Here is a 25,646-nt window from a genome sequence, read left to right as displayed (position 1 = left end):
ACCGGCCGGTGCGCACGCCGCGCATCGCGCGCAGCATCGAAGAGCTGACTGACGGTCTGGGTGAGATCGTTACAGGCGACTTTCCCTATCAGCCCGCGGCCGGACAGGACGATCGAGGACCGGTGTGGCTGTTCTCCGGACAGGGTTCGCAGTGGGCGGCGATGGGCGGCGAGTTGCTCCTGACCGAAACGGTGTTCGCCGCGACGGTGGCCGAGGTGGAGCCATGGATCGCCGAAGAGTCGGGATTTTCTGTCACCGAGGCCATTTCAAGCCCCGAGACGGTGCGCGGGATTGACCGGATTCAGCCCGCGCTGTTCACCATGCAGGTCGCTCTGGCGGCGACGATGAGGGCATACGGTGTGCACCCGGGGGCCGTGATCGGGCACTCGATGGGCGAAGCCGCGGCCGCGGTGGTGGCGGGAGCGCTAACGCTGGAAGACGGTGTCCGCGTGATCTGTCGCCGATCGCGGCTGATGTCGACGATTGCCGGCTCCGGGGCGATGGCTTCGGTGGAACTGCCGGCCGAGCAAGTGCTTTTGGAACTGATGGCGCGCGGCGTCGACGATGTCGTGCTGGCGGTGGTGGCCTCGCCCCATTCGTCGGTGATCGGCGGCGCCGCATCGACGGTGCGCGATCTGGTCACCGCATGGGAGCAACGGGACGTGTTGGCACGCGAGATCGCGGTCGATGTCGCCTCGCACTCCCCGCAGGTCGATCCGATCCTCGATGAGCTGGTCGACGTGCTGGCCCAGATCGAGCCCAGGACACCGGAGTTGCCCTTCTACTCCGCGACCGCATTCGACCCGCGCGAGGAACCGGTGTGTGACGCCTGGTATTGGTCGGACAATCTGCGCCACATGGTGCGCTTCGCCGCGGCGGTTCAGGCCGCGTTGGAAGACGGCTTCCGGGTCTTCGCGGAGTTGGCCCCGCACCCACTACTGACCCACGCCGTCGAGCAGACTGCCGGAAGCGTCGGCATGCCCGTGGCCGCACTCGCCGCCATGCGCCGGGAGCAAGCGCTGCCGCACGGACTACGCGGCTTCCTGGCAGAGCTGTTCGGTGCCGGTGCGGCAATTGACTTTTCGGCGATCTTCCCGGGTGGCCAGCTGGTGGACGCACCGCTGCCGACCTGGAACCACCGCCCGCTACTGCTGACCCGCAAGAGTCCGCGGGCACACAGCGCGAGCACGGTTTCGGTGCACCCGTTGATGGGGGCGCATGTCCGGTTGCACGAGGAGCCGCAGCGCCACGTGTGGCAGGGCGAGGTCGGCACCGCGGCTCAGCCCTGGCTGGGCGACCACCGGATCCACCATGTGTCCGCGCTTCCGGGCGCGGCCTACTGCGAGATGGCGTTGGCCGCGGCCCGCACGGTGTTTGGCGAGAGGTCCGAAGTTCGCGACGTCCGCTTCGAGGCGATGCTGTTGCTGGACGACGAGACACCGATATCGGCGGTTGCGTCGGTGACCCCGACGGGGGCGGTCGAGTTCGCGGTAGAGACCTTGCAGGACGGCACGCAGATTCGGCGGGCGGCCGCTGTGCTGCACGCGGGGACAGACGAGGACCAGCCACCGGCGTACGACATGGCCGGCCTGATCAAGGCCCACCCACGCCGGGTCGACGGGACCGAGCTGCGGAAGCAGTTCGACGGGCACGGTTTGCAGTACGGACCGGCATTCGCCGGACTGGCTGCGGTGCACCAATCAGAGGAAACGATCGACACGGTGCTGGGCGAGGTGGGCCTACCCGGCCCCATCCGCTCGAAACACAGCCCGTATGCGGTGCATCCCGCCTTGCTGGATGCCTGTTTCCAGTCGGTCGCGGCCCATCCCGGGGCCCGGGTCGCAGGCAGCGCCGGTCTGCTGCTGCCGCTGGGCGTAGACCGAATCCATGCCTACGGTTCCGCCCGCACGGCGCGTTACTGCTATACGACGGTGACACGGGCCGACTTGGCCGGGTTGGAGGCGGATCTCGATGTGCTCGACGAGCGCGGGACGGTCCTGCTGGCCGTGCGCGGATTGCAACTGGGGACCGGGACCTCCGAGAGCGTAAACCGCGATCGCCTGCTGAACGAGCGGCTGCTGTCCGTCGAGTGGAAGCAGCGAACGGTGCCGGACGTGGAGGGTATCGGCGTCGGAACCTGCTTGCTGATCAGCACTTCCGCCAGCGCCGACGTCATGGCGACAAGGCTGACCGACGCGTTGAAAGTTGAGGGTGCCCGGTGCGCGACCATGACATGGCCGATGCATGCCGATCATGGGGCGACCGCCGAAGCGCTCGGCATGCACCTAGCCGAGCAGGTCAGCGGAATCGTCATACTCACCGACCCCGAGAACGGCACCCGGGAGGAGCAGTGGGGTCGGCTCGGCGAGGACCATGTGCGTCACCTGGTGCGAATGACCCAGCAAATCGCGGACATTGGTGAAGAACCGCCCCGCCTTTACATCGTCACGCGGAACGCACAAATCGTGTTGCCGGGCGACGTGGCGAATCTCGAGCAGTCCGGCCTCCGCGGCCTCGTGCGAGCGATCGGCACTGAATATCCGCACCTGCGCGCCACCCAGATCGACATGGACGAGGACAGCGATGCCGAGCAGCTGGCACGGCAACTGCTGGGGAATTCGGACGAGGACGAGACAGCCTGGCGGAACGGCCAGTGGTACACGGCGCGTCTCAGCCCCGCACCGTTACGCACCGAGGAGCGGCGAACGGCCGCGGTGAACAACCAGCACGATGGCCTGCGCATGCAGATCCGCACGCCCGGCGTCGTGGACACGATGGAAATGACTGCGTTTCAACGCGTTCCGCCAGGGCCGGGCGAGATCGAAGTCAGGGTGAACGCGGCAGGCGTCAATTTCGCGGATGTCCTGTTGGCCTGCGGACGGGATTCCAGCGCCGATGGCGATACACCCCGGCTCGGTATGGATTTTGCCGGCGTGGTGACCGCGGTCGGTTCCGGGGTCACAACACATCGTTCGGGCGACCACGTCGGCGGCTTCTCCACAAACGGTTGCTGGGCAACGTTCGTGACATGTGACGCCCGCCTGGCGGTGCCGCTGCCCCCGGGCCTCACCGAGGCCCACGCGGCTGCGGTGAGTACGCCGCATGCGATCGCGTGGTACGGGCTGCACGATCAGGCCAGGATCACCACCGGTGACCGTGTGTTGATTCACTCCGCCACTGGGAGCGTGGGACGGGCGGCGATCGCGATCGCGCGCGCGGCGGGGGCCGAGATCTTCGCCACCGCGAGCAGCGCGGAGCGCCGGGAACTACTGCGCGACATGGGTATTAAACACATTTACGACTCCCATGGCACCGACTTCGCCGACCAGATCCGCCGAGATACCGACGGCGACGGGGTTGACATCGTGCTCAACTCCCTAACCGGCGCTGCGCAGCGCGCCGGGTTCGAGGTGCTGTCCGTGGGCGGACGATTTGTGGAGATCGGTCAGCGCGATGTCTACGCCAACACCCGGCGGGGCCACTTCCCGTTCCATCGCAACCTCGCGTTCCATCACGTCGACCTGGCATTGATGTCGCAGAGTCATCCACACCGAGTCGGCGACCTGCTGAGCACGGTGTACCGACTCGTCGCAGACGGTGAGTTGCCACTACCGGAGATCACTCACTATCCGCTCGGCGATGCGGCCGGCGCTGTCAGCGCGATCAACGCGGCAGAGCAGGAGGGCAAGGTTGTACTAGACGTGCCCCAGACCGGACACACCACTGTCGTGGTACCGCCCGAGCAGGCCCGGCCGTTCCGGCCCGACGGGTCCTACATCGTCACCGGTGGTCTGGGTGGCATAGGACTCTTCCTCGCCGAGAAAATGGCCGAAGGCGGCTGCGGCCGCATCGTGCTCAGCTCCCGCTCAAAGCCCAATCCCAAGGCGCTGCAAACGATAGAGCTCATTCGGGCGATGGGAACCGACATCGTGGTGGAATGCGGCGACATCACCGAAGCCGGCACAGCGCCGCGTCTGGTGAGCGCCGCGACTGCCACCGGGCTTCCGTTGCGCGGGGTGCTGCACGCCGCTGCGGTCTTCGAAAACGCGATGCTGGCAAATATGACCGACGATCTCATCAGCCGCAACTGGGCTCCAAAGGTCCACGGCGCGTGGAATTTGCACCGTGCCACGGCCACTCTCCCCTTGGATTGGTTCTGTCTGTTCTCCTCGGCGGTAGGCCTGGTCGGCTCGCCCGGGCAGGCAGCATACGCCGCCGCCAACAGCTGGCTGGACGCATTCGCGCGCTGGCGCCGAACTCAGGGCCTGCCCGCCACGGGGATCGGGTGGGCGTTGTGGGCCGAGGTGGGTCGCGCCGCCGAAGTGCGAGCCAAGGGCGGCGAAGAAACGACGCCCGGCCGCGACGGCGAAGGCACCGCCATCGCACACTGGCGTGACACGGCTTTCACCGCAGACGAAGGCGCCCATGCGTTCCAAGCTCTGCTGCGCCACGACCGCCCGTACTCCGGGTATGCAACGTTGACGGGAACGCCGTGGTTCGGCGCCTACGCGCAACGCAGCCGGTTCGCCGAACTGTTCCGGTCCAACGACCAAAGTGTCTCGGACGCGGGCGAACTGCTCAACGAGTTGTACGCGCTGCCACCGGAGGAGTGGCCCGTTCGACTGCGTCGCATGATATCCGACGCGGTCAGCCTGATTCTGCGCCGTACCATCGACCCTGATCACCCCCTCTCCGAATATGGCCTCGACTCGATGGGCAACCTCGAGCTGCGCACCCGCATCGAGGCCGAAACAGGGATTCGGGTCACCACCAATGACATCACCACCATCCAGGGCCTAGCTGGGCTGCTGTGCGAAAGATTGGCTCCGGCAGATGGTCTCGGCACCATAGAGACAGGTCAACACGCCGAAGCCGCGACCGAGCCGCAAGTGGACTGAAGGAGGCGTGGGTGTTCATAGGTGCAGGGCCAGCGCGCGGGTTGTTCGTGGGAACCGTCTACGACTGGACACCCGGGGCGGGAAGGATCGTGACTTGGCAGGCATCGCCCGCTTCGCTGGCGAAAGCCCGGCAAGCCCCGATCAGTGAGGTCCCGCTCAGCGCAATGCAGGACGCGCACCTGCGCGGCTTTTCCCGCTATGCGCAACGCGGGCTCGACTATGCGCGACTGGTGATCGGCTCCGGAGACGAACCCGGCCGATGCGATGTCCGAGCCATGAGCTACGTCATCAACTCTCACCTCCGCCGGCATAAGACGTATCACAGTTGGTTCGAGTACGGCGACGCGGAAAACATTGTGCGGCACACGATCGCTGACCCCGCCGACATCGAGTTCGCCCCGATGCGGCAGGACAACATGACGCCACGCGAGTGGCACCAGTTTGTGCTGTCCACCCCGGACCCACTGCAGTGGGATTGCTTCAGGTTCGGCATCATTCAGCGCGACGACCACTTCACCATTTTTGCGATAGTCGATCACCTCCACTGTGACCCAACGATTATCGCCGGCTTATACACCGAAATCGTGATGAACTACCGCCTGCTGGTGGCCGGCCGAGCGCTCGTTCAGGCGCCGCCCCCGGCCAGTCATGACGACTTCTGCATACGGGAACAGCAACACGTAGCGTCCCTGACCTTGGATTCCGCCGAGGTTCGCAGATGGATCGAATTCGCCGAGCACAACGGGGGAACCCTGCCGGACTTCCCGCTGCCGCTCGGTGATCTGTCGCAGGCCAGGGGCGGCGACGTGGTGGTCGATCGGCTGATGGACCAGGGCCAGACGGCCGAATTCGAGTCCCGGTGCATCGCGGCGGGGGCCCGCGTCAGCGGCGGCTTGTTCGCCTGTATAGCTCTCGCGCAGCATGAGTTGACGGGGGCCACAACATATTACGGCCTTGCGCCGACCGATAAGCGCAGGTCGCTCGCGGAATTTTCGACGATGGGTTGGTTCACCGGCGTGGTTCCCTTCACCGTGCCGGTAAACCCGACTTCCTTCGAAGAGACCGCCCGGGCCGCGCAGGCGTCCTTCGATTCGAATATGGACCTCGCCAACGTATCGTTCAACGAGATATTGAAGTTGGCACCCTGGCTCAGGGCGTGGGGGCCGAACTGCACGATGGTCAACTACATGGATGCGGGCCTTCCTCCCTTCTCTGCCACCGTCACCTCCCACATGAAGGATGCGAATGTCAGCATCTACTGTGACCCCAGGGACCCGGCGCACCTTTACTTCTCGGTGATCCGCCTCTTCGACGAGGTGTCGATGTGGGTGAACCTCCCGAATAATGCGACCGCCAAAGACTCCGTGATCCGGTACGTGAGCGCGATGAAATCCGTGCTGCGGCGCGCCGCGGACGGACGTTATACGGGTGCAGCGGTTCAGGTGTCTTGATGGAGATCGGAGCGCAATACCCTGATGCCGGGTTTCGACGATGAAAATCGTCTTGGCCGCCCATGGGACTCGCGGTGATGTCGAACCCTGCGCCGCAGTCGGTTTGGAGCTGCTGCACAGGGGACACGAAGTCTGCATGGCGGCCCCACCCAACCTGGTCGGCTTCGTGGAGTCCGCCGGCCTCAGCGCGGTCGGTTACGGGCCGGATTCGCAGGAGCAGGTCAGCGCGGTCGCCGACTTCGTTCACCACGCCTTCCAGCCGCAGAATCCCATCAACCTCGTGCGCTCAGGCAGGGACCTCTTCGTTGAGGGCTGGGCACAGATGGGCCGCACGTTGGCCGCACTGGCGGACGGGGCCGACATGCTGGTAACCGGCCAGACGTATCACGGCGTCGTCGCCAACGTCGCTGAGTACTACGACATTCCACTGGCGGCGATCCACCACATGCCGATCTGCGTCAACGGCCAACTCGCCCTGCCTTCCATACCCTCACCGGCACCCGTGGTCCGCTCCACATTGAGGGCGGCGTGGTGGCTGTATTGGCGCATCACCAAGGACGCCGACGACACGCAACGACGCGAACTGGGCCTGCGCCGGACACACGCCCCCGCGGCGAAGCGAATGGCGGAACGTGGATCGCTCGAAATCCAGGCCTACGACGAGGCTTGCTTTCCCAACCTTGCCGCCGAATGGAACGGCGGCCGGCGACCCTTCGTCGGCGCGCTGACGTTGCGGCTGCCGACGGGTGCCGACGATGACGTCGCGAAATGGATCGGCACGGGTACGCCGCCGATCTACTTCGGCTTCGGCAGCACGCCGATCCAATCCCCGGCCGACACGATCGCCATGATCGTCGCCGCCTGCGCGGAGTTAGCCGAACGCGCCCTGATCTATTGCGATGCACGCGGCTCCACCCGCATCCAACATTCCGACGAGGTGAAACTTGTCGGCCCGGTGAACTATGCGGCCATCTTTCCGCGCTGTCGCGCAGCCGTCCACCACGGTGGAGCGGGCACCACCGCCGCGGCCCTCCGAGCCGGAATCCCGATGCTGATCCTTTGGGACGTAGCCGATCAGCCGCTGTGGGCGGCGGCAGCGATGCGGCTGAAAGCCGGTCGTGCTCAACGTTTGTCGACTATCACCAAAAAATCGCTGGTGGCACACCTACGCCGGATCCGCGCGCCGCACTACGTCGCGCGCGCCGGTCAACTCGCCACCCACATGAGTGATCCGGCTGAGAGCGTCACCGCGGCGGCTGATCTCATCGAAGGTGTCGTTCACCGGAAGCGCGTCGCCTGATGTGGGCCACGGTGCTGGTACTGGCGCTATGGGTGGCAACGGACCCGACGCGCCTGGTCGTCGTCGCGGCCCTGATGTCACGCGTGCGGCCCAAGCACAACCTGATCGCATACTGGCTGGGCGGCCTAGCGGCCGGTATCGCCCCCGGGATCGCGGTGTTCGGCCTGATGCTGGTGACGCGCAATTCGGTACCACTGGTCATGGAAGATATGAGGTCCGCGGTCTCCCGATTCACCGGCGGGTATTTCCAAATCGCCATTGGCGTGTTCGCGCTACTGATCGCGGCACTGCTGTCGACGAGGTTTCGGTTGCGTCAGCATGTCGGAGCGCCCACCTACGGCGGCTTTCCGGCGGCCGAGGATCACCAACCAATCACGCCAACCGCAATCGCACGGATAAGGGTCCGCGCCGGTCGCGCCCTGCAAGGCGGCAACCCGTGGCTCGCGTTCGGGATCGGGCTGGTGTCGACAATGCCGCCCATCGATTACCTGGTCGTACTCATCGTCATCGTCTCCTCCGGAGCCGCGTTCGGCACCCAGCTCAGCGCGGTCGTGATATTTACGCTCGTGGTGCTTGCTCTCGTCGAGATCCCACTCGTGGGCTATCTGGTCATGCCGGCAAAAACCCAGGCGGCCGTGCTGCAGCTGCAGAGGCTTACCCGAGTGCACCGGCGGCGGATTCTCGTCGCCGTGCCCGCAGTGGCGGGGCTCGTGTTGATCGCCGCTGGCCTGGGCAGCATCTGAGCCCTACCTAGGGCACGTGGCTTCTGCGGCTGAGCCTCTCGGCGTTCGAATGGATGAGTCGATAGGGATAGGAAGTGTGCTTCTCGATGACGTCGCGAAGGTGCGTCATCGACTCGTGCAAGCGCTTGTCGCGTACCACGGTTACCTTGAGGAAAGGGAACCGAAAGTCCTCGATGAGGCCGTCCCAGAAGTAGAGGGTGCCGTTGTTTCGCCCCGACCGTTTGCTGCCCCACAGATGTGATGGATGCCCACCGGACGTTCTGATGGCGGCGGCGGAGACGAACGGTTTGACGCTGAGCCCGGCCTTACGCGCGCGCCTGGACAGCCCAACCTCGTAACGCCAGATGAGCGTGCCTTTGTGAACGGCGTACTGGAACTCGTCCCACAGATCGTCGAGGAAGGGGCGGGTGCGCGCATTGAGATCCCAAGCCAGGAAAAAGGATTGGAGGTGGGAGAACATCTGCGTGTTTTCGATGGCGCCGTACATGTCAGCCCCGCGGAAGGAACGCCACATCTCCTCCAGAGGAAAGAGGGGACCGAAGACGCTGTCGTTCGCGATGACGAAACGGTCGAACTGATCAAGCGACCATCCGCGCCGCCTGAGGATGCACCATGCGAGGTGCCACGAGCCGAAGTCGAAAGAAAGCGTGCGACGCGTGTAAATGCCCGCACAGAAGGGGCGGATCGAAGTGACCGATTCCGCGGAGAGGACCGGCGAGGCGGAAACGAAAACAATGGTCGCCCCGAGCCGGTGCAGCGCCTCCAGGTAATAGGTGACGTATGGATCAACGACGCCTTGGACATCGAAGTGTGCGAACAGAAGGAGGGTGCCACGACCGGAAGGCGGCTGCGGTGGAAGTTCCAGGTGGCTTTCACAGAGGAATCGTAAAGCGTTGGGGCTTAACCGGTATCGAACGGCCGCCACGGCGCGCTCGGATTCCGTGGCCAGCACGTTCGACAGTTTCACGGTGCCTCGATGACATCCCGTGCACGCTGAGCCGGCAGTGTGGCCGCCGCACCGGTTTTCATCGCCAGCGCGAAAAAGTCGGTTCGTGTGGTCGTCACATCCACGATCCCGAATCCGACGCGCTGCAGCATCTCTTCGATCAGCCCGACGTCAAACACGTGGTGATGAAGGGTTCGGTTATGAAAATTCTTCAGGCTTCGTTTCCTGAACTGTTGACGTCCACCCGCCGGCCAGTCCCTGCGTAAGTCGTGGAGGGCCAAGATCTCATCGAGATGGGTCAGGTCGTCCTCGCCCACGTCGGCGGTGAAATCATCCAGCAGGTGTTCGAACTTCGTGACCGGGCGCCGGTGGTCGAAGTTGTTCTCTTTGTTGGGGACCACGAGTACCAATGCTCCGCCCACCTTGATTACCCTTTTCCATTCGACCAGAGCCTTCAAGGGGTTGGCGGTGTGCTCTAGGCAGTTCGAGGACAGCAGGAAATCGTATCGGGCAGTCGCGAACTTGTTCAGGTCGGTCGCATCGGCAATGAATTGATGACCGCGTTTGTTCCGCTGGTAGTGGTAGCGCGCACCAGCCTCGATGCGTCCCTCCCAGATGGTGTCCGCGGAGAAGTTGACGCCATCCAGACCTCTGACCCTTTGATAGAGGGGCAGCACGGTTCTGAAAAGCAAACTCGGGCCGCCGATCTCGACACCATATTTACCGTCGACGAATGACTGATAACGCTCACGAAGTGGTAGGCGCCATCGAGTATGGTTGACGGTGAATCCCGGCCCGTTTTCCCGCAACGAGTACTGGTACCAGTACGTGAACTCCGTGATCGTCCGTGGCCCTGGCACTAAGCGTCCAAGCGGGCGAACTGATTCTGGCGATAGCGCTCGACGCAGGCCGCTCTTCTGACCTTGCCGCTGGTGGTGATCGGAATCGAACCCGGCGCTACCACAACGAGATCCGCGACACTGACCCCGTGCACATCGGAAATCGCGGAAGTGACTCTACGTTTGACGACGTCGAATCCGTCCCCCGTCCCCTCCTTGGGGCCGGCCCGATTTTTGAGCTCGATGATGGCGACGAGCTTTTCGGTTCCCTTGTCCGGAACCGCGATCGCCGCACACCGTCCCGGCGCAATGCTTTGGATCGTCCCCTCGAGGTCGTCGGGACAGTGGTTGCGCCCGTACACGATCAAAAGATCCTTGGTACGGCCGATCATGAACAGCTCTCCGTCGGAGATGAAGCCCAAATCCCCGGTTCTCAACCAGGGCCCTTCGGGAGTACCGGCCGATGGGGCGAGCAGCGTGGCGCCGAACGTATGCTCAGTCTCGCTTGGTTTGTGCCAATATCCGGTAGCGACGTTGCCCCCGTGCACCCAGATCTCACCGGTCGTTCCCGCCGGACACTCAATACGGCTCTCGGGATCCACGATGCGCACCATCGGAGACCGCGGCGCGCCGTAGCTGACGAGCGCGGTGCCGCCAGTGTCTGCCTGACGCTTCGCGCGGCCCGCGGCCAGTTCTTCGGAGTCGAAGTGAACGATCCGCGGTGGTTGACCGGCTTCGCGGGTCGAGACGTACAACGTAGCCTCTGCCAGTCCATACGATGGCCGCAACACCTTGGCCTGAAGGTTGAAGCGGGCGAACCGCTCGGCGAAGCGCTGCAGCGTCGCGGGCTGTACCCGTTCGCCACCGTTGAAGATGCAAGACACGTTGCCGAGGTCAAGGCCGGCGAGGTCATCATCCGAGGTTTTCCGAACCGCCAAGTCGAAGGCAAAGTTGGGCGCTGCCGAATGCGCCCGACTGCTCTGTGCCAGCAATTGCATCCAGCGGGCCGGCCGCTGCAAGAAGGAAACCGGACTGGCAAGGACACTGCGAAATCCCGTCAGAACCGAAAAGATGACTCCTAGCTGCAAACCCATGTCGTGATAGAGCGGCAACCAGGACACCATCGTGCTGTCCGGTGGCGCGACGCCTCCGTGGTCCCCGAAAAAGGCGGCATTCATGTGCTCGAAGTTGGCCAGGATGTTCTTGTGCGAGACCATGACCCCGGCGGGGCTACGCGTCGATCCCGAGGTGTATTGCAAATACACCGTGTCCGTTGAACTCTCGACCCTCGCAGCGGGCGCCTTCTTCGAATCGAGATCCAACGCATCAACTTCGATGAGCGCTGGACCTGCTTCGCCGGACGTCCATCCGAGATAGCCGGCGATATCGTCCGCGATGGATGATGTGGTGAGAACCGCAGAGGGCGATGCGTCGCGTAGCACCGAATTGACCCGTTCGTCGCTGTCGGCACCTAACGGAACCGCGACGAAGCCGGCCTGTATTGCGCCGAGAAACGCAGTGACGTAGTCGAGCCCCTGGGGCGCCAATATCAGGGCACGGTCACCTGTGGACCCGTGCAGCCGAAGCTCTTGCGCCAGATTCAGCGCTCGTCGATACAGCTGTCCCCACGTCATACTCTCCTCAACGCCGGCCCAGTCCCGTTCATAATTCATAAACGTGAACGCCGTCCGATTCGGCGCCAGACTGGCGCGTTCGCGCAGCAGGGCCGGAATGGGAGACTTGAGCATGGGCGTCAGGTTACCTCGGCCGTTATCACCACGCCGGTTTTGCAGCAAAGACGATGGGCGACTGCAACGCACGCCGATCGAAAGCGTGATCGACAGGTTGAATCGCAACCCCGTGTCGCTGAAACTTTTGAATTTGCGCTTCAAATACGGCTACAGATTTCTTAGCCGCCTCCTCATACGGGACGACGTGTTGTTCCTGAACTACGGATATGAGGAGGACCCGCCAATGTCGTTGCCGCTGACGGCGGCCGATGAGCCCGATCGGTTCCCCATTCAGCTCTACCACCGGACGGCCACGCAGGTGGACCTGGCCGGCAAGGACGTGCTGGAGGTGAGCTGCGGTCACGGCGGCGGCGCATCGTATTTGATGCGGACCCTGCGTCCGGCTACCTATACGGGCCTGGATCTGAACACGGTCGGCATCGAGTTCTGCCGAAAGCGGCACACGCTGCCCGGCCTGAACTTCGTTCAGGGCAACGCCGAAAGCCTGCCCTTTCCCGACCGTTCCTTCGACGCAGTGGTCAATGTCGAAGCCGCGATCAACTACCAGGACGTTCCCAGATTCTTCGCGGAGGTGGAACGCGTGCTGCGCCCGGGCGGACGGTTCGTGTACGCCGATATCCGCTACGCCGACGAAATCGCCGCCTGGGAGGCGGACCTGGCCAACATCCCCATGCGGCTGCTGTCGGAACGGGTCATCAACGCGGAGGTCATGCGCGGGCTAGAGAAGAATCGGTTCGTCGACCAAATCATCCGTCGCCTACCGAATCTCGCGGTTCTGCGCGGCATAGCCGACGACTACGCGGGTGGGCCAGGGTCGTTGATCTACCGCCGGCTGGGAAATGGCGAGGCCTCCTACCGGCTGTTTTGCTTTGCCAAGGATTGAGGAGTTCGTCACCAAAATTTTGTGCCGCGGGGCTCCGAGTGAGAAGCCAACCCTCCCTCGTGGGGCGCCCAACGGCCTATCCTTTGAGGATTCCAGCAAATGCTGGCAGTCGAGATTGGCGGAGGGTCGGATGGCGGCGGCCGTAGGAGCGTGCCAGGTCTGTGGCACCGAACTCCTCGAGGATGCGCGGTTCTGCCACAGCTGCGGCGCGCCGGCTGCAGAACCCGCCGCACGTGCGGAATACAAGCAAGTCTCGGTGCTGTTCGCCGACGTCGTGCATTCCATGGACATCGCCGCGGCCGTCGGCGCCGAGCGGCTGCGCGAGATCATGGCCGCACTGGTCCACCGCTGCACCAAGGTGGTGCATCGCTACGGGGGCACGCTCGACAAGTTCACCGGCGACGGGATCATGGCGGTGTTCGGCGCGCCGGTAACCATGGAGGACCACGCTTTTCGCGCCTGTCTAGCGGCCCTGGGCCTCCAGGAGGAGATCAAGCCGCTTGCCGCCGACGTCCGCGAGCGCGACGGTGTGGACCTCCAACTGCGGGTGGGACTCAACTCCGGCCAGGTGATCGCGGGTGAAATCGGTTCGAAAGCGTTGGGCTACACCGCGATCGGTGAGCAGGTCGGGATGGCGCAGCGGATGGAATCCGTGGCGCCGCCGGGGGGAGTGATGCTCAGCGAATCCACCGCCCGACTCGTTCAGCAGGCCGCCGTGCTGGCCGACGCCGAGCAGGTGCAGATCAAGGGCAGCGAAGTGCCGGTCCTGGCCCGGCGTCTCCTCAGCCTGACCGGCGGGCCGCAACGAAGTGGCGACTTGCAGGGCGCACTGGTCGGACGAGAGCTGGAAGTGACGACCATCGCCGGCCTCCTGGATCGATCGAAAAACGGGCGCGGATGTGTGGTCTGTGTTGCCGGGCCGGCGGGCATCGGCAAGACGCGACTCGCTGGCGAGGCCGTCGCGCTGGCGCTGCGTAACGGCATCGAGGTGGTTTCAGCTTTCTGTGAGTCACACACCAGCGACGTCCCCTTTGTCGCGGCGGCGGCGCTGCTGCGCGCGGGGCTCCGAATAAGCGAACTCGACGACGAGGCGGCGCGGGCACAGGTGCGTGCCGGGATCCCCGACGTCCCCGATGAGGATGTGCTGCTGCTTTATGACCTGATGGGCATTCGAGACCCCGACACGCCCCCTCCGACGATCCATCCGGACGCGCGGCGGCGGCGGTTGACCGCTCTGATCAACTCGATGTCGCTGGCCCGGACTCAACCCGTCCTCTACGTGATCGAGGATGCGCATTGGATCGATGAGGTCAGCGACTCGCTGGTGGCCGAGTTCCTCAGCGTCGTTCCCCGGACGCCGTCGATGGTGTTGATCACCTACCGGCCCGAGTACAGCGGACTACTCGCGAGTGTGCCCGGAGCGCAGACGATTTCGCTCGCGCCTTTGAGTGAGTCGGAAACCACGGCGCTGCTCGACGAGTTGTTGGGCCCCGATCCGTCGGTCGCCGGGATCAAAACGCTCGTCGCCGAACGGGCCGGCGGGAACCCGTTCTTCGCGCAAGAAATCGTGCGCGAGCTCGCCGAGCGCGCGGTGCTCGAAGGCGACCGTGGGGGTTTCACCTGCGGCGCCGATCCGGCCGAAGTCACCGTTCCGGCGACGCTGCAGGCCACCATCGCCGCGCGCATCGACCGTCTGGATCCTGATGCCAAGCAGACGTTGAACGCCGCGGCGGTAATCGGGTCGCGGTTCACGCCCGAACTACTCACCGCGGTGGGCAACGCACCCGTTCTCGACGCGCTCCTGAAGGCCGCACTCATCGATCAGGTCCGTTTCACGCCGAGCACGGAGTTCGCCTTCCGCCACCCGCTCATCCGCAGCGTGGCTTATGAATCCCAACTGCGATCGGATCGCGCCCAGATGCACCGGCGGCTGGCCGACGCCATCGAAACGGGCGAGCCGGAATCAGCCGACCAGAACGCCGCGCTGATAGCCGAACATCTCGAAGCGGCGGGCGACTTGCGAAACGCCTACGGATGGCACATGCGCGCGGCAACGTGGGCGAGATACCGCGACATCGCCGCAGCCCGGCTGAGCTGGGAAAGTGCCACCAGGATCGCCGACGCAATGGCCACCGATGACCCGGAGCGGGCAGCCATGCGCATCGCTCCCCGAACCATGTTGTGCGGGATCGCCTGGCGGGTGCATGTGAACAACATCTGGGACCGCTTCGACGAGTTACGCAAGTTGTGCAGCGCCGCAGGAGACAAGGCATCACTGGCCATTGCGATGGCGGGGCTGGTGATGGATCACGCGTTCCAAGACCGGGTGCGCGAGGCGTCGCGGCTGGCGTCCGAGGCCATCGCCCTCATCGAGTCCATCGGTGACCCCAACATGACGGTGGGACTGTCCTTCACTCCGATCCGCGCCAAGATAGCGACCGGCGAGTGGGCCGAGATGCATCGCTTGTCACAGAGGGTCATTGACCTGGCTGACGGCGACCCCGCGAAGGGTAACTTCCTCTTCGGGTCTCCCCTCGCGCTCGCGTTCGCCCAGCGGGGTACCGCCCGATGGGCCCTGGGTCGTCCCGGCTGGCGAGAGGACCTGCAGCGCGGCGTGGCCATGGCGCACGGCGCCGACTCCCTGTCCTACGTCACGGTCGTCAGCTACGTGTACACCACGGGCATACCGGCCGGCGCGCTTCGCCCAGACGATGCCACGGTGCGCGAGATCGAGGATGCGCTGGTGATTGCCCAGCCATCCGGCGACAACCTCCAATTGGGCGTCGCCTGGCTGACCTTGGGGCTTGCGCTGGTGCACCGCCGCACGGACGACGAGCGTGATCGGGGACAGCAGCTTCTGGCCGAGGTCCGCGAAGTGTTCCGGCGCGGGGGCCACTTCTTGTGCGACATACCGATGCTCGACGTGTACGTGGCCCGCGAGCAGGCGCGCCGCGGCGATCGCGACCAGGCCATACCGGTGATGCGCGCCGCGGTCGACCATCTCATGCTTGAGGGACAAGGGCTTTCGTGGGGCACTTTGACGACCGGCGTCTTCGTGGAGACACTGCTCGACCGCGGGACCGAAAGTGACGTCACCGAAGCCGAGGCCGCCATCGAGCGGTTGGCGACTGTACCCGCCGATGAGGGCCTGGCGATGCGTGAGACTTGGCTGCAGCGGATGCGAGCCGCGCTGGCGCGCGCCCACGGCGATGTCGAGGCTTACACGCGGTTCAGAGATCGCTACCGCGAGTTGGCGAAAACCTTTGGCTTCGAGGGACATATCGAGTGGAGCGAGGAGATGCCGTAACCGCAGCCGCTCGAGCATGCGCGTCTAGCCCCGCTACCTCGCATAGGACGAGCCGAGATAGCGCTCCACCAAAACGCGTTCCGCGGCCGGATCTTTCAGCGGCCACCCCCACAGCGCAAGGAAGACGCGGATCAGCCATTGCGCGGCCAGCGGGTCATCGTTGCCGGGCCCCAGCATCTCGGCGGCCATGGCCGTCACGGTTGGCGAGCTGATGACCCACTCACTGACCGGGGCCGCATGGATCGACCGCATGAGTTGAGCGAGTGGGTCGGAGCGCAGGCGTTCCAGCGCCATGATCGTGGCGGTCACGACGCGCTCCGGGCCGACGAGGTCCTTGATGGCCTCCCGGGTGGTGTCAACGATGCGAGCCGCTTGAATACCGACGACGGCGTCGCGGATAGTCGCCTTGCCGCCGGCGTGGCGGTAGATCGTCGCGGGTGAACAATGGACCACAGCGGCCAAGGCTTCGATCGTGAACCCGTCGTATCCCCGGCGAGCGATGAGGTCGGCGGCCGCGCTGTAAATCCGTTCCGCGGCTTCGCTACGACGGTCGCGGCCCACCAGCCAATCGTCGCGAGGCATCCACCCATACTCCCCCACAATGCGGAGCACAGAAGCGCTTCTCGCAGCATGAGAAATCTATGTCAATTATTCTCACGCGAACGGCCTGCTGGCGGCGGGTGCGCACGATGATCGGCCCTCGACATCGATCGCGACCGCTCCTCAACTTGCCGGCGTCCCATTGACCCCGCGGTGAGCTGCGCCGAGCCTGAAGCCCATGGCGGTTTTGGACAGTGCAACCCGGTTCTTCGGCAGCGAAGCGATACAGGATCCCTATCCGCTGTATGACCGGATGCGCGAAGCGGCACCCGTGCACCGGATCGGCGACTCGGTGTTCTACGCCGTGTGCGGTTGGGATGCGGTACAAGAGGCCGTGGAGCGGGTCGAGGATTTCTCCTCGAACCTCACGGCGACCATGGTCTTTCACGAGGACGGCACCGTCACGCCGCTCGACATGGGGTTGCCCGGAGCCCCGATGCATACGTTGGCCACCGCGGACGACCCCGCGCATGCGATGCACCGCAAGATCCTGCTGCCGCACTTGTCGGCCAAGCGCGTGCGGGTCATCGAGGAATTCGCGGTGCAGACGGCGGACCGGCTCTGGGAAGAGAACCTCCGGGATGGTCAGATCGAATGGATGGGCGCCATCGCCAACCGGTTGCCGATGATGGTGGTTTGCAAGCTGCTGGGTCTCCCCGACGACGACGCCGACAAACTCATTCGGCTCGGCTATGCCACCACCACCCTGCTCGATGGGATCGTCACTCCCGAACAAGTCGAGCAGGCCGGACTAGCCGCGATGGAACTGTCGGGCTATGTCTTGGAACACTTCGAAAAGGCCGGCGGCAAGCCAGAATCCGGGCTGATGGGCGACCTGGCGGAACGCTGCGCGTCGGGTGAACTCGAACAACTGCCGGCGTTGGGCATCATGCTCACGCTCTTCAGCGCCGCCGGCGAATCGACCGCATCGCTGCTGGGCAGCGCGGCGTGGATTCTCACCGATCGCCCCGCGATACAACGGGAGCTCCGCGACAACCCGGAATTACTAGGCGCTTTCATCGAAGAGACCCTGCGGTTCGAGCCGCCATTTCGCGGTCATTATCGGCACGTGTGGCGTGACACCACGCTAGGCGGGATCAGGGTGCCGGCCAATTCTCACCTGCTGCTGATGTGGGGAGCGGCCAACCGCGATCCGGCGCACTTCGAGGCACCGAACGAATTTCGGCTCGACCGCACGGCCGCCAAGAATCACTTGAGCTTCGGCAAGGGCGTGCACTTCTGCGTTGGAGCCGCGCTGGCCCGGTTGGAAGCCAGCATCGTGTTAGGCATGCTGCTCGAGCGCACGACGTGGATCGACGCGGTGGACATCGGGGAATGGCTGCCCAGCATTCTGGTCCGGCGCCGCGAACGGTTGCGGTTGGTCGTGCAATGACCTTAGGGACGCGGTTGCACGTCGACGCTCGGCGGCCGCGACTGCGGCTCCTGAGGCTTCGCCCGCACCGAGCGCCGGACGATGCTGAACGCCGCGGCACCCCCGGCGAGGACCGCGACGGCGACCCCCGCGAAGACCAACGGGCGCTTGCCGCGACGCTGCGCGCGCCGCGCGTCCTGCAGCGCTTGGGGCAAGCTTGTGACCACTTCCTGCGCGGCGGCCAGCTCCTGGGCCAGGATTTCTTGGGCCCCGGCGAGGTCACGGGCTAGGCGCCCCTCTCGGTATCGGCGACGCAGCTGCGTTGCGGCCGATTGCGCGGACTGAACGCTCAGCCCGGCGAGCCCCCGGGTGACGTCCAGCGGTCCCTGCGCCGAATAGGTCAGGCCTTGGGTCAGTCGCTGCCGCGGGGTCAGCCGGGAACCCATCTTCGCCCTCATCTGTCGCCTTTCTGATGGAGCCTGCTGTGAAGCCTGCCCGGGAAGGTCCGGTATCCGAACAGACTGCCAGCATAGGGACGTCAGCGTCCGCGGTGTGCGCTGCCGCGATTTGCGCGTGATTCGCCTTGGGTGACACCGCGTGCGGCGACGCCCGCCAGTAGTGGCAGACTCTCATGCCGTGACCAACAGCCCCTTTCAGACTGCTACCGCGACGCTCCACACCAACCGCGGCGACATCAAGGTCGCCCTCTTCGGAAACCACGCGCCAAAGACCGTCGCCAACTTCGTTGGCCTGGCGCAAGGCACCAAGGAGTACTCGACGCAGAATGCATCGGGAGGCTCATCCGGCCCCTTCTACGACGGCGCGGTCTTCCACCGGGTGATTCGGGGCTTCATGATCCAGGGCGGCGACCCGACGGGAACCGGTCGGGGCGGTCCTGGTTACAAATTCGCCGACGAATTCCACCCCGAACTGCAATTCGACAAGCCCTACTTGCTGGCGATGGCGAATGCGGGCCCGGGCACCAACGGCTCGCAGTTCTTCATCACGGTGGGCCAAACCCCGCACCTCAACCGCCGCCACACGATCTTCGGTGAAGTGACCGACCCCGAGTCGCAGAAGGTTGTCGACGCGATCTCGACGACCGGCACCGACGGAAACGACCGCCCCACCGAGGCCGTCGTCATCGAGTCGATCACGATTTCCTGAGCCGGCCGATAAGCCGTGGGTCCGGTCAGCCTTGCTGACGGCCCGCATAGCCGGCTGCGGTGAGCGCGTCGAGCACCCCCAACGGATCCGTCCCGAGGTCCCAGCGGGAGAACAGCACCAGCTCGCCGTCGGCCGTCTCGACCTCGAGTAACCGCACTTTGCGTCCGTAGCGGCGGAACTCGATGATGCGGATGATCTTGATGTCGGAATGCTGCAATACCTGCGTCCGGAACCAGCCGCGCAGCTTCAGGCCACCAGGCGTGATTGCCAGCTTGGGACGCGCGTGCCAAGACACGCCGGCAAACAAGATCAGACCTGCCGCGGCAACGCCCGCGAGAATCCGCCCGGGCGGGTCTGTGACCACGGTCACAGCGGCGATAGCCATCAAAACGCCCGCGGCTCCACAACCAGCGATTCCGGCCGCGCGCGGCTCCCACTGTGTTTGCTGCATACGCTCCTCAACCCCTCCCACCACTGCCTATGCAGTTATCCACATCAGCTATCAACAGTGGGGATAAATCACACGCGTGTGATTGGGTGGCGGGAAAGTTGCTGACGCGGTGTCGAATTAGACCGAAAATGAATTCATTACACCGACTGTCCTGTTCAGTGCCAGCGCATCGTGAGCAACAAGCCGGTGATCATGAAAGCGAACGCGATGGCGTAGTTCCACGGGCCCAATTGCGCCATCCAGTTCAGGGCGGTCGGCGCGTTGCTCCCGACCGCGGCCAACTGGAACACCATCAGCCAGACCAGACCGATCAGCATGAGGCCGATGAACAGCGCGACGAACCACACGCTCGATGGTCCGACCTTGACTTTGACCGGGGTGCGGCTGACCGCGCTGACGGCGAAGTCGTTCTTCTTGCGGACCTTGGACTTGGGCATGATTACCTCGCGGATTACCTCAACGACACGGTGAGCGGGACGGGGTGCAACGATAAACACTGCAACTGCACCCATGGCTTGGCTACGAGACTAACTCACCTGGGACGGTGACCAGGAAATGGAGACGCGATGACCCAGACGCGCCGGTCGCCATGGCGCTTTGGGGTCCCGATCGTCTGTCTGCTGGCCGGACTGCTGCTCGCCGCAACCCACGGGGTCTCCGGCGGCGCCGAAATCCGCCGCAGCGATGCCCCGCGGCTGGTGGACCTGGTCCGCGAGACCCAGTCTTCGGTGAACCGGCTGAATGCCCAGCGCGAGGCGCTGGCGGGCAAGATCGACGCCGCGCACGGACGGTCGTCGGATGCCGCGCTCGCGGCGATGCTGCGGCGCTCCGCCCAGCTCGCCGACGAGGCGGGGATGAGCCCGGTACACGGACCGGGCCTGGTGGTCACTCTTGCGGATGCGCAGCGCGACGCCAACGGCCGGTTCCCCCGGGACGCATCCCCCGACGACCTGGTGGTGCATCAGCAAGACATCCAGGCGGTGCTCAACGCGTTATGGAGCGCCGGCGCCGAGGCGATCCAGATGCAGGATCAGCGCATCATCGCGACGTCGGTGCCGCGCTGCGTCGGCAACACTCTGCTGCTCAACGGGCGCACCTACAGCCCGCCGTACATGATCACCGCGATCGGCAACGCGACGGCCATGCAAGCCGCCCTCGCCGCCGCTCCCCTGGTGGTCCTCTACAAGCAGTACGTTGTCCGCTTCGGGCTCGGCTACCAGGAAGAGGTCAAGTCCGACGTGCAGGTAGTCGGCCATTTCGAGCCCGAGCGGCTGCATTCCGCGCAGCCCAACGGCCCGATCTCCTACTGACGCCTACCGACCGAAATCGCCACGGCCGTCGGACGGTAACCTGGCACGATGCGGATCCTGGTTGTCGACAACTACGACAGCTTCGTGTTCAACCTGGTGCAGTACCTCGGTCAGCTTGGCGTGGACGCCGACGTCTGGCGCAATGACGACGCCCGGCTTTCCGACGAAGCCGCAGTGGCCCGTCAGTTCGACGGCGTGCTGCTGAGTCCGGGGCCGGGTACCCCGGAGCGCGCGGGCGCGTCCATTCCGATGGTTCGGGCGTGTGCCGCCGAGCGGACTCCGCTGCTCGGGGTCTGCCTGGGACACCAGGCCATCGGCGTCGCATTCGGCGCGACCGTCGACCGCGCCCCCGAACTGCTGCACGGCAAGACCAGCAGCGTCCACCACGGCAATACCGGTGTGCTGCAAGGACTTCCGGATCCCTTCACGGCGACCCGCTACCATTCGCTGACCATTCTGCCCGAGTCGCTGCCCCCGGTGCTTCAGGTCACGGCTCAGACCCGAAGCGGTGTGATCATGGGCGTGCGGCACACCGAACTGCCGATTCACGGCGTCCAGTTCCACCCGGAGTCGATCCTGACCGAGGGCGGCCACCGAATGCTGGCGAACTGGCTCGCCGATTGCGGGTGGGAGCGCAACGACACCTTGGTGCGGCGACTCGAGAATGAGGTGCACGCCGCGGTACGGCCGTATTTTCCGGCCGGCCCGACGGCTACTGACCGAACTTCAGCGTGATGATTCCGTCGCGGTTGACCCCGGAGCCGGCCGGCGGGTTCTGATAGACCACCCGATGGGACTGGGAGCCGCCGGCGTCGACGTCGGCGCCCTTGTCCAGGATTCCCGTCCAGCCCAGCGCGCGTAGCCGTGGTTCGGCGTCGGTCCAGAACATCCCGGACAGGTCCGGCATGACGAACTGGTTGCCCTTGGACACCTGCAGCTCGATCACCGAGTCCACCGGAATCGTCTGTCCCTTGGGCGGATTGGTCCCGATCACCTCACCGGCCGGCCGGGTGCTGTCCACCTGCACCTGGGTGACCTTGGTGAAGCCGTAGACGGTCAGGTTCTTCTGTGCGATGTCGACGGTTTGGCCCGCGATGTCGGGAACCTGCTTGGTCTCCGGTCCGGACCCGACGATGAGGGTGACGACGTTGGTGATCGCCGACGTCTGATTGGCGGGCGGATTCGTCCCGATCACCTTGCCCAGCAGTTCCGGAGTCGACGGGGAGTTGGCCTGCTTGAACTTACTGAAGCCGGCGGCCTTCAGCTTGCTGACCGCGTCGGAGTAGCTCAGCGAGGAAACGTCGGGCACCTCGCGCTGTTCGGGCCCGGTGGAGACGTTGATGGTGATCTCATCACCCGCATTGACCGACGCATTGGCGCCCGGATCGGTACCGATGACGTGGTCGGGCGGGATCGCCGAATCCGGCTTCTGCAGGGTGCGGGTCTTGAAGCCGCGATTCTGCAGCGCCGCGATGGCATCGGCGGACACCTGCCCGCGCACATCGGGCACCTGCACATCACGGGCATTGCCGCCGAACGTGTTGAAGGCAATGACGACGACGATCGTCAGCACCGCGAGCGCGAATACGGCGATTATCCAGCGGCCGACCGAACCGACGCTGCGGTCCTCACCCGCGTCGGCGAGAACTTGACGGGGCAGCGGGTCGGTCCGGGACGGCCCGGAGTTGCCCGCATTGGCCGACAGCAGCGAGCTCCGGTCGGCGTCGGTGAGTACCTTGGGCGCCTCGGGTTTCTCCCCGTTATGCACCCGAATCAGATCAGCACGCATCTCCGCGGCGGTCTGATAACGGTTGTCGGGATTCTTGGCCAGCGCCTTGAGCACCACGGCGTCGAGGTCGGCGGAGATGCCGTCGTGCCGCTGCGACGGCGGGACGGGGTCCTCCCGAACGTGTTGGTAGGCAACGGCAACGGGCGAGTCGCCGGTGAAAGGCGGTTCGCCCGTGAGGATTTCGTAGAGAACGCAGCCCAATGAATACACATCGGAACGAGCATCGACCGCCTCACCGCGAGCCTGCTCGGGGGACAGATACTGCGCGGTTCCGATCACCGCGGCGGTCTGGGTGACGCTGTTGCCGCTGTCGGCAATCGCGCGGGCGATGCCGAAGTCCATCACCTTGACCGCATTCGTGGTGCTGATCATGATGTTGGCCGGCTTGACGTCTCGATGGATGATGCCGTTCTGGTGACTGAAGTTCAGCGCCTGGCACGCGTCGGCGATGATCTCGATGGCCCGGCGCGGTGGCAGGGGGCCGTCGGTGTGCACGATGTCGCGCAGGGTGACACCGTCGACGTACTCCATGACGATGTAGGGCAGCGGGCCGGTGGGCGTCTCGGCCTCGCCAGTGTCGTAGACGGCGACGATGGACGGGTGATTCAGTGCGGCGGCGTTTTGCGCCTCGCGCCGGAAGCGGAGGTAAAAGCTGGGGTCGCGGGCCAGATCCGCGCGCAGCACCTTGACCGCGACATCGCGATGCAATCGGACGTCGCGGGCCAGGTGAACCTCGGACATACCCCCGAAGCCGAGGATTTCGCCCAGTTCATAGCGGTCGGACAGGTGCTGCGGCGTGGTCATTGCGATGTTCCGTGTCGGGCCGGCACGTTATGGAAGCCGGAGGCCCCTATTGTCCCGGCATCGGGCCAATTAATTCGCATTTCGGGCCGGGCCCCAGCACCGCTCGGAGTCTTGGTCGGCGGCGGCCCCGAGGCGGGCGGGGTCCCGGTGTCGGTCACCGTCGGTGGCTGCTGCTGCTGGTCCGCCCGTGAATTGATGACGATCAGCACCGCAATGATGATCGCCAGCGCGCCGAGCACACCGGCGGCCCACAGCAACGCGCGCTGACCCGAGGAGAAGGTGCGACGGGCGGGGGGCGTGCGGTGGCCGCCGGTGGTCGGTCGCGACCGACGGGGCGCGGCGCTCCGGCTCGGCGACACCGCGGCGGCGCGGGTGGTCGGGCTGGAGGGAATGGCTGCCGGCGAGGCCCGGCCGGCTGGTGGGGTCGCGCTGGGCCGCGGCGGACGGCGACCGGCACGCACCGCGGCCACGGCGTCGGCGAACGGTCCGCCGCTGCGGTACCGCATCGCCGGGTTCTTCACCAGCGTGATCTCGATGAGTTCGCGCACGTTGGGCGGCAGCTCAGCGGGCAGCGGCGGGGGCGGTTCCTTGATGTGTTTCATCGCCACCGTCAGGGCACCATCACCGGTGAACGGCCGCTTGCCCGATACCACCTCGTAGCCGACGACCCCCAGTGAGTAGACGTCGCTCGACGGGGTGGCGTCGTGGCCCAGGGCCTGTTCGGGTGCGATGTATTGGGCGGTGCCCATCACCATCCCCGTCTGGGTCACCGGGGCGGCGTCGACGGCCTTGGCGATACCGAAGTCGGTGATCTTGACCTGGCCAGTCGGGGTGATCAAGATGTTGCCGGGTTTGACGTCGCGGTGCACCAGCCCGGCGGCATGCGCCACCTGCAGGGCACGTCCGGTCTGCTCGAGCATGTCCAGCGCGTGCCGCAGCGACAGTCGGCCGGTCCGCTTGAGCACGGAGTTCAGCGGCTCACCGTTGACCAGCTCCATCACCAGGTAGGCAGTCCGGCCCTCCCCGTCCAGCTGGCTTTCGCCGTAGTCGTGGACGGCCGCGATGCCGGGGTGGTTGAGCATCGCGGTGGTGCGCGCTTCGGCGCGGAACCGCTCAATGAACTCGGGGTCCTGGGAGAACTCTTGCTTGAGCACCTTGACCGCGACGCGCCTGCCCAGCCGGCTGTCTACCGCCTCCCACACCTGACCCATGCCGCCGGTGGCGATCAGGCGCTGCAGACGGTATCTGCCGGACAGCGTCACACCAACTCGCGGGCTCATGGTCCTCCCTGTAGCGCGGCCTGGATCACAGCCCGTCCGATCGGCGCGGCGAGTGCACCCCCCGTCGCAGACAGGCGGTCGGCGCCATTCTCCACCAACACCGCCACAGCGACCTTCGGGGTCTGTGCGGGCGCGAAAGCGATGTACCAGGCGTGCGGCGGTGTATGCCGCGGATCGCTGCCATGCTCTGCGGTACCAGTCTTCGATGCGATCTGCACGCCGGGAATCGCCCCTTTCTGCTGTGCGACCTTCTCGGCGCCGACCATCAGCTCTGTCAGCTTAGCGGCGACCTGCGGCGACACGGCGCGCCGCTGCTCATACGGTGCCGTGGTGCTGATCGTGGTCAGGTCGGGCCCCTTGAGGCTGTCGATCAGGTAGGGCTGCATCGTCACCCCATCGTTCGCGATCGTCGCGGCGATCTCGGCGTTCTGCAAGGGCGTCAGAGCGACGTCCTTCTGGCCGATGCTCGACATTCCCAGCGCCGCGGCGTCCGGGATGATCCCCACGGTCGACTCTGCGACCTGGAGCGGGATGACACTCGGCGTGCTGTCCAGCCCAAACGACCGCGCCATGTTGCGCAGCGCATCGGACCCGGTGAGGAGCCCGAGCTGGACGAACGCGGTGTTGCAGGACAGGGCGAACGCCTGCCGCAGAGACACCGTCGGCTCGTTTCCACACGGCTCCCCACCGTAGTTCTCCAAACTTGCGGTGCTGTTGGGCAATGGAATGGAGGGTGCGGCGGTCAGCTGCTCGGT

At 65.3% G+C, this 25,646-nt stretch carries 19 protein-coding genes and 1 pseudogene; 10 read left to right on the top strand and 10 right to left on the bottom strand.

Going from position 1 to position 25,646, the window contains the following annotated elements; all coding sequences use genetic code 11:
* The 4 genes from pks2 to A5652_RS01930 all read left to right on the top strand — a co-directional run.
* Positions 1–4,898: type I polyketide synthase (pks2, locus tag A5652_RS01945; RefSeq protein ID WP_082983735.1), on the top strand; the 4,898-nt coding region annotated here is incomplete at its 5' end.
* An 11-nt stretch (positions 4,899–4,909) separates the two neighbouring features.
* Complete coding sequence (locus tag A5652_RS01940; protein ID WP_304441756.1) at positions 4,910–6,349, top strand: condensation domain-containing protein; 1,440 nt, start codon at positions 4,910–4,912, stop codon at positions 6,347–6,349.
* 40 nt (positions 6,350–6,389) lie between these two features.
* On the top strand, positions 6,390–7,649 hold the full coding sequence (locus tag A5652_RS01935) for a glycosyltransferase (protein WP_067346092.1): 1,260 nt from the start codon (positions 6,390–6,392) through the stop codon (positions 7,647–7,649).
* Positions 7,649–8,392 (top strand): GAP family protein, encoded by a 744-nt coding sequence (locus A5652_RS01930; protein WP_067346090.1) that lies wholly within the window; start codon positions 7,649–7,651, stop codon positions 8,390–8,392. The genes A5652_RS01935 and A5652_RS01930 overlap by 1 nt, the downstream gene beginning before the upstream one ends.
* Positions 8,393–8,399: 7 nt before the next feature.
* On the opposite strand, the gene A5652_RS01925 is transcribed toward A5652_RS01930, so the two are convergent.
* Genes A5652_RS01925 through A5652_RS01915 form a run of 3 tightly spaced genes read right to left on the bottom strand, consistent with a single transcriptional unit; the run spans position 8,400 to position 11,925 of the window.
* The gene (locus A5652_RS01925) at positions 8,400–9,359 is read right to left on the bottom strand and encodes a rhamnan synthesis F family protein (protein ID WP_067346087.1); all 960 of its coding nucleotides are present in this window, start codon (positions 9,357–9,359) and stop codon (positions 8,400–8,402) included.
* On the bottom strand, positions 9,356–10,147 hold the full coding sequence (locus A5652_RS01920; RefSeq protein WP_197513701.1) for a methyltransferase domain-containing protein: 792 nt from the start codon (positions 10,145–10,147) through the stop codon (positions 9,356–9,358). The genes A5652_RS01925 and A5652_RS01920 overlap by 4 nt, the downstream gene beginning before the upstream one ends.
* 50 nt (positions 10,148–10,197) lie before the next feature.
* Positions 10,198–11,925 carry an AMP-binding protein gene (locus tag A5652_RS01915; RefSeq protein ID WP_067346083.1) on the bottom strand — a complete coding sequence of 576 codons (1,728 nt, stop codon included), beginning with the start codon at positions 11,923–11,925 and terminating at the stop codon, positions 10,198–10,200.
* 61 nt (positions 11,926–11,986) lie between these two features.
* Between A5652_RS01915 and A5652_RS01910 the strand changes: the two genes are divergently transcribed.
* Both A5652_RS01910 and A5652_RS01905 read left to right on the top strand, forming a co-directional pair.
* The gene (locus A5652_RS01910; protein WP_369805722.1) at positions 11,987–12,811 is read left to right on the top strand and encodes a phthiotriol/phenolphthiotriol dimycocerosates methyltransferase; all 825 of its coding nucleotides are present in this window, start codon (positions 11,987–11,989) and stop codon (positions 12,809–12,811) included.
* Between the two features lie 130 nt (positions 12,812–12,941).
* Entirely contained in the window at positions 12,942–16,118 is a 3,177-nt protein-coding gene (locus tag A5652_RS01905; RefSeq protein WP_067346081.1) for an adenylate/guanylate cyclase domain-containing protein, read from the top strand.
* Positions 16,119–16,151: 33 nt separating this feature from the next.
* Here A5652_RS01905 and A5652_RS01900 read toward each other — a convergent pair whose 3' ends face one another.
* Positions 16,152–16,700 carry a TetR/AcrR family transcriptional regulator gene (locus A5652_RS01900; protein WP_067346078.1) on the bottom strand — a complete coding sequence of 183 codons (549 nt, stop codon included), beginning with the start codon at positions 16,698–16,700 and terminating at the stop codon, positions 16,152–16,154.
* Positions 16,701–16,896: 196 nt separating this feature from the next.
* On the opposite strand from A5652_RS01900, the gene A5652_RS01895 reads away from it, so the two are divergent.
* A complete protein-coding gene (locus A5652_RS01895; protein ID WP_067346076.1) occupies positions 16,897–18,111 on the top strand; it encodes a cytochrome P450 in 1,215 nt (404 codons plus the stop codon).
* Between the two features lie 2 nt (positions 18,112–18,113).
* Here the strand turns inward: A5652_RS01895 and cwsA are convergent, their stop codons facing one another.
* Entirely contained in the window at positions 18,114–18,548 is a 435-nt protein-coding gene (cwsA, locus tag A5652_RS01890) for a cell wall synthesis protein CwsA (protein WP_067346074.1), read from the bottom strand.
* 160 nt (positions 18,549–18,708) lie between these two features.
* On the opposite strand from cwsA, the gene A5652_RS01885 reads away from it, so the two are divergent.
* The gene (locus tag A5652_RS01885) at positions 18,709–19,257 is read left to right on the top strand and encodes a peptidylprolyl isomerase (RefSeq protein WP_067346072.1); all 549 of its coding nucleotides are present in this window, start codon (positions 18,709–18,711) and stop codon (positions 19,255–19,257) included.
* Between the two features lie 25 nt (positions 19,258–19,282).
* Here A5652_RS01885 and A5652_RS01880 read toward each other — a convergent pair whose 3' ends face one another.
* Both A5652_RS01880 and crgA read right to left on the bottom strand, forming a co-directional pair.
* On the bottom strand, positions 19,283–19,708 hold the full coding sequence (locus A5652_RS01880) for a PH domain-containing protein (protein ID WP_067346071.1): 426 nt from the start codon (positions 19,706–19,708) through the stop codon (positions 19,283–19,285).
* Positions 19,709–19,863: 155 nt separating this feature from the next.
* A complete protein-coding gene (gene crgA / locus A5652_RS01875) occupies positions 19,864–20,145 on the bottom strand; it encodes a cell division protein CrgA (protein WP_067131414.1) in 282 nt (93 codons plus the stop codon).
* Positions 20,146–20,274: 129 nt separating this feature from the next.
* Here crgA and A5652_RS01870 point away from each other — a divergent pair, with 129 nt between their 5' ends.
* Both A5652_RS01870 and A5652_RS01865 read left to right on the top strand, forming a co-directional pair.
* The gene (locus A5652_RS01870; RefSeq protein WP_067346068.1) at positions 20,275–21,018 is read left to right on the top strand and encodes a DUF881 domain-containing protein; all 744 of its coding nucleotides are present in this window, start codon (positions 20,275–20,277) and stop codon (positions 21,016–21,018) included.
* Between the two features lie 48 nt (positions 21,019–21,066).
* A complete protein-coding gene (locus A5652_RS01865) occupies positions 21,067–21,753 on the top strand; it encodes an aminodeoxychorismate/anthranilate synthase component II (protein WP_067346066.1) in 687 nt (228 codons plus the stop codon).
* On the opposite strand, the gene pknB is transcribed toward A5652_RS01865, so the two are convergent.
* From pknB to pbpA, 3 genes and pseudogenes are all read right to left on the bottom strand, one after another.
* Positions 21,731–23,611: a Stk1 family PASTA domain-containing Ser/Thr kinase gene (pknB, locus tag A5652_RS01860; protein ID WP_067346063.1), complete on the bottom strand. Its 1,881-nt coding sequence runs from the start codon at positions 23,609–23,611 to the stop codon at positions 21,731–21,733. The genes A5652_RS01865 and pknB overlap by 23 nt on opposite strands.
* Positions 23,608–24,891 (bottom strand): serine/threonine-protein kinase, encoded by a 1,284-nt coding sequence (locus tag A5652_RS01855; protein ID WP_067346061.1) that lies wholly within the window; start codon positions 24,889–24,891, stop codon positions 23,608–23,610. The genes pknB and A5652_RS01855 overlap by 4 nt, the downstream gene beginning before the upstream one ends.
* Positions 24,888–25,646, bottom strand: a pseudogene (gene pbpA / locus A5652_RS01850) (D,D-transpeptidase PbpA); the annotation flags it as partial. The pseudogene pbpA and the gene A5652_RS01855, both read right to left, overlap by 4 nt.

This window comes from Mycobacterium sp. 1165178.9 (assembly GCF_001673555.1).
Lineage (GTDB): Bacteria > Actinomycetota > Actinomycetes > Mycobacteriales > Mycobacteriaceae > Mycobacterium.
Note: the sequence above shows the minus strand (reverse complement) of the source record. Positions and strands in the feature narration are given on the sequence as shown.

What these genes read in the sequence shown, in the direction of transcription:
- A5652_RS01935 (WP_067346092.1), top strand. Translation starts at nt 6,390, where the DNA reads ATGAAAATCGTCTTGGCCGCCCATGGGACTCGCGGTGATGTCGAACCC.
- A5652_RS01930 (WP_067346090.1), top strand. Translation starts at nt 7,649, where the DNA reads ATGTGGGCCACGGTGCTGGTACTGGCGCTATGGGTGGCAACGGACCCG.
- A5652_RS01915 (WP_067346083.1), bottom strand. Translation starts at nt 11,925, where the DNA reads ATGCTCAAGTCTCCCATTCCGGCCCTGCTGCGCGAACGCGCCAGTCTG.
- A5652_RS01905 (WP_067346081.1), top strand. Translation starts at nt 12,942, where the DNA reads ATGGCGGCGGCCGTAGGAGCGTGCCAGGTCTGTGGCACCGAACTCCTC.
- A5652_RS01900 (WP_067346078.1), bottom strand. Translation starts at nt 16,700, where the DNA reads ATGCCTCGCGACGATTGGCTGGTGGGCCGCGACCGTCGTAGCGAAGCC.
- A5652_RS01895 (WP_067346076.1), top strand. Translation starts at nt 16,897, where the DNA reads ATGGCGGTTTTGGACAGTGCAACCCGGTTCTTCGGCAGCGAAGCGATA.
- cwsA (WP_067346074.1), bottom strand. Translation starts at nt 18,548, where the DNA reads ATGAGGGCGAAGATGGGTTCCCGGCTGACCCCGCGGCAGCGACTGACC.
- A5652_RS01880 (WP_067346071.1), bottom strand. Translation starts at nt 19,708, where the DNA reads ATGCAGCAAACACAGTGGGAGCCGCGCGCGGCCGGAATCGCTGGTTGT.
- crgA (WP_067131414.1), bottom strand. Translation starts at nt 20,145, where the DNA reads ATGCCCAAGTCCAAGGTCCGCAAGAAGAACGACTTCGCCGTCAGCGCG.
- A5652_RS01870 (WP_067346068.1), top strand. Translation starts at nt 20,275, where the DNA reads ATGACCCAGACGCGCCGGTCGCCATGGCGCTTTGGGGTCCCGATCGTC.
- A5652_RS01865 (WP_067346066.1), top strand. Translation starts at nt 21,067, where the DNA reads ATGCGGATCCTGGTTGTCGACAACTACGACAGCTTCGTGTTCAACCTG.
- pknB (WP_067346063.1), bottom strand. Translation starts at nt 23,611, where the DNA reads ATGACCACGCCGCAGCACCTGTCCGACCGCTATGAACTGGGCGAAATC.
- A5652_RS01855 (WP_067346061.1), bottom strand. Translation starts at nt 24,891, where the DNA reads ATGAGCCCGCGAGTTGGTGTGACGCTGTCCGGCAGATACCGTCTGCAG.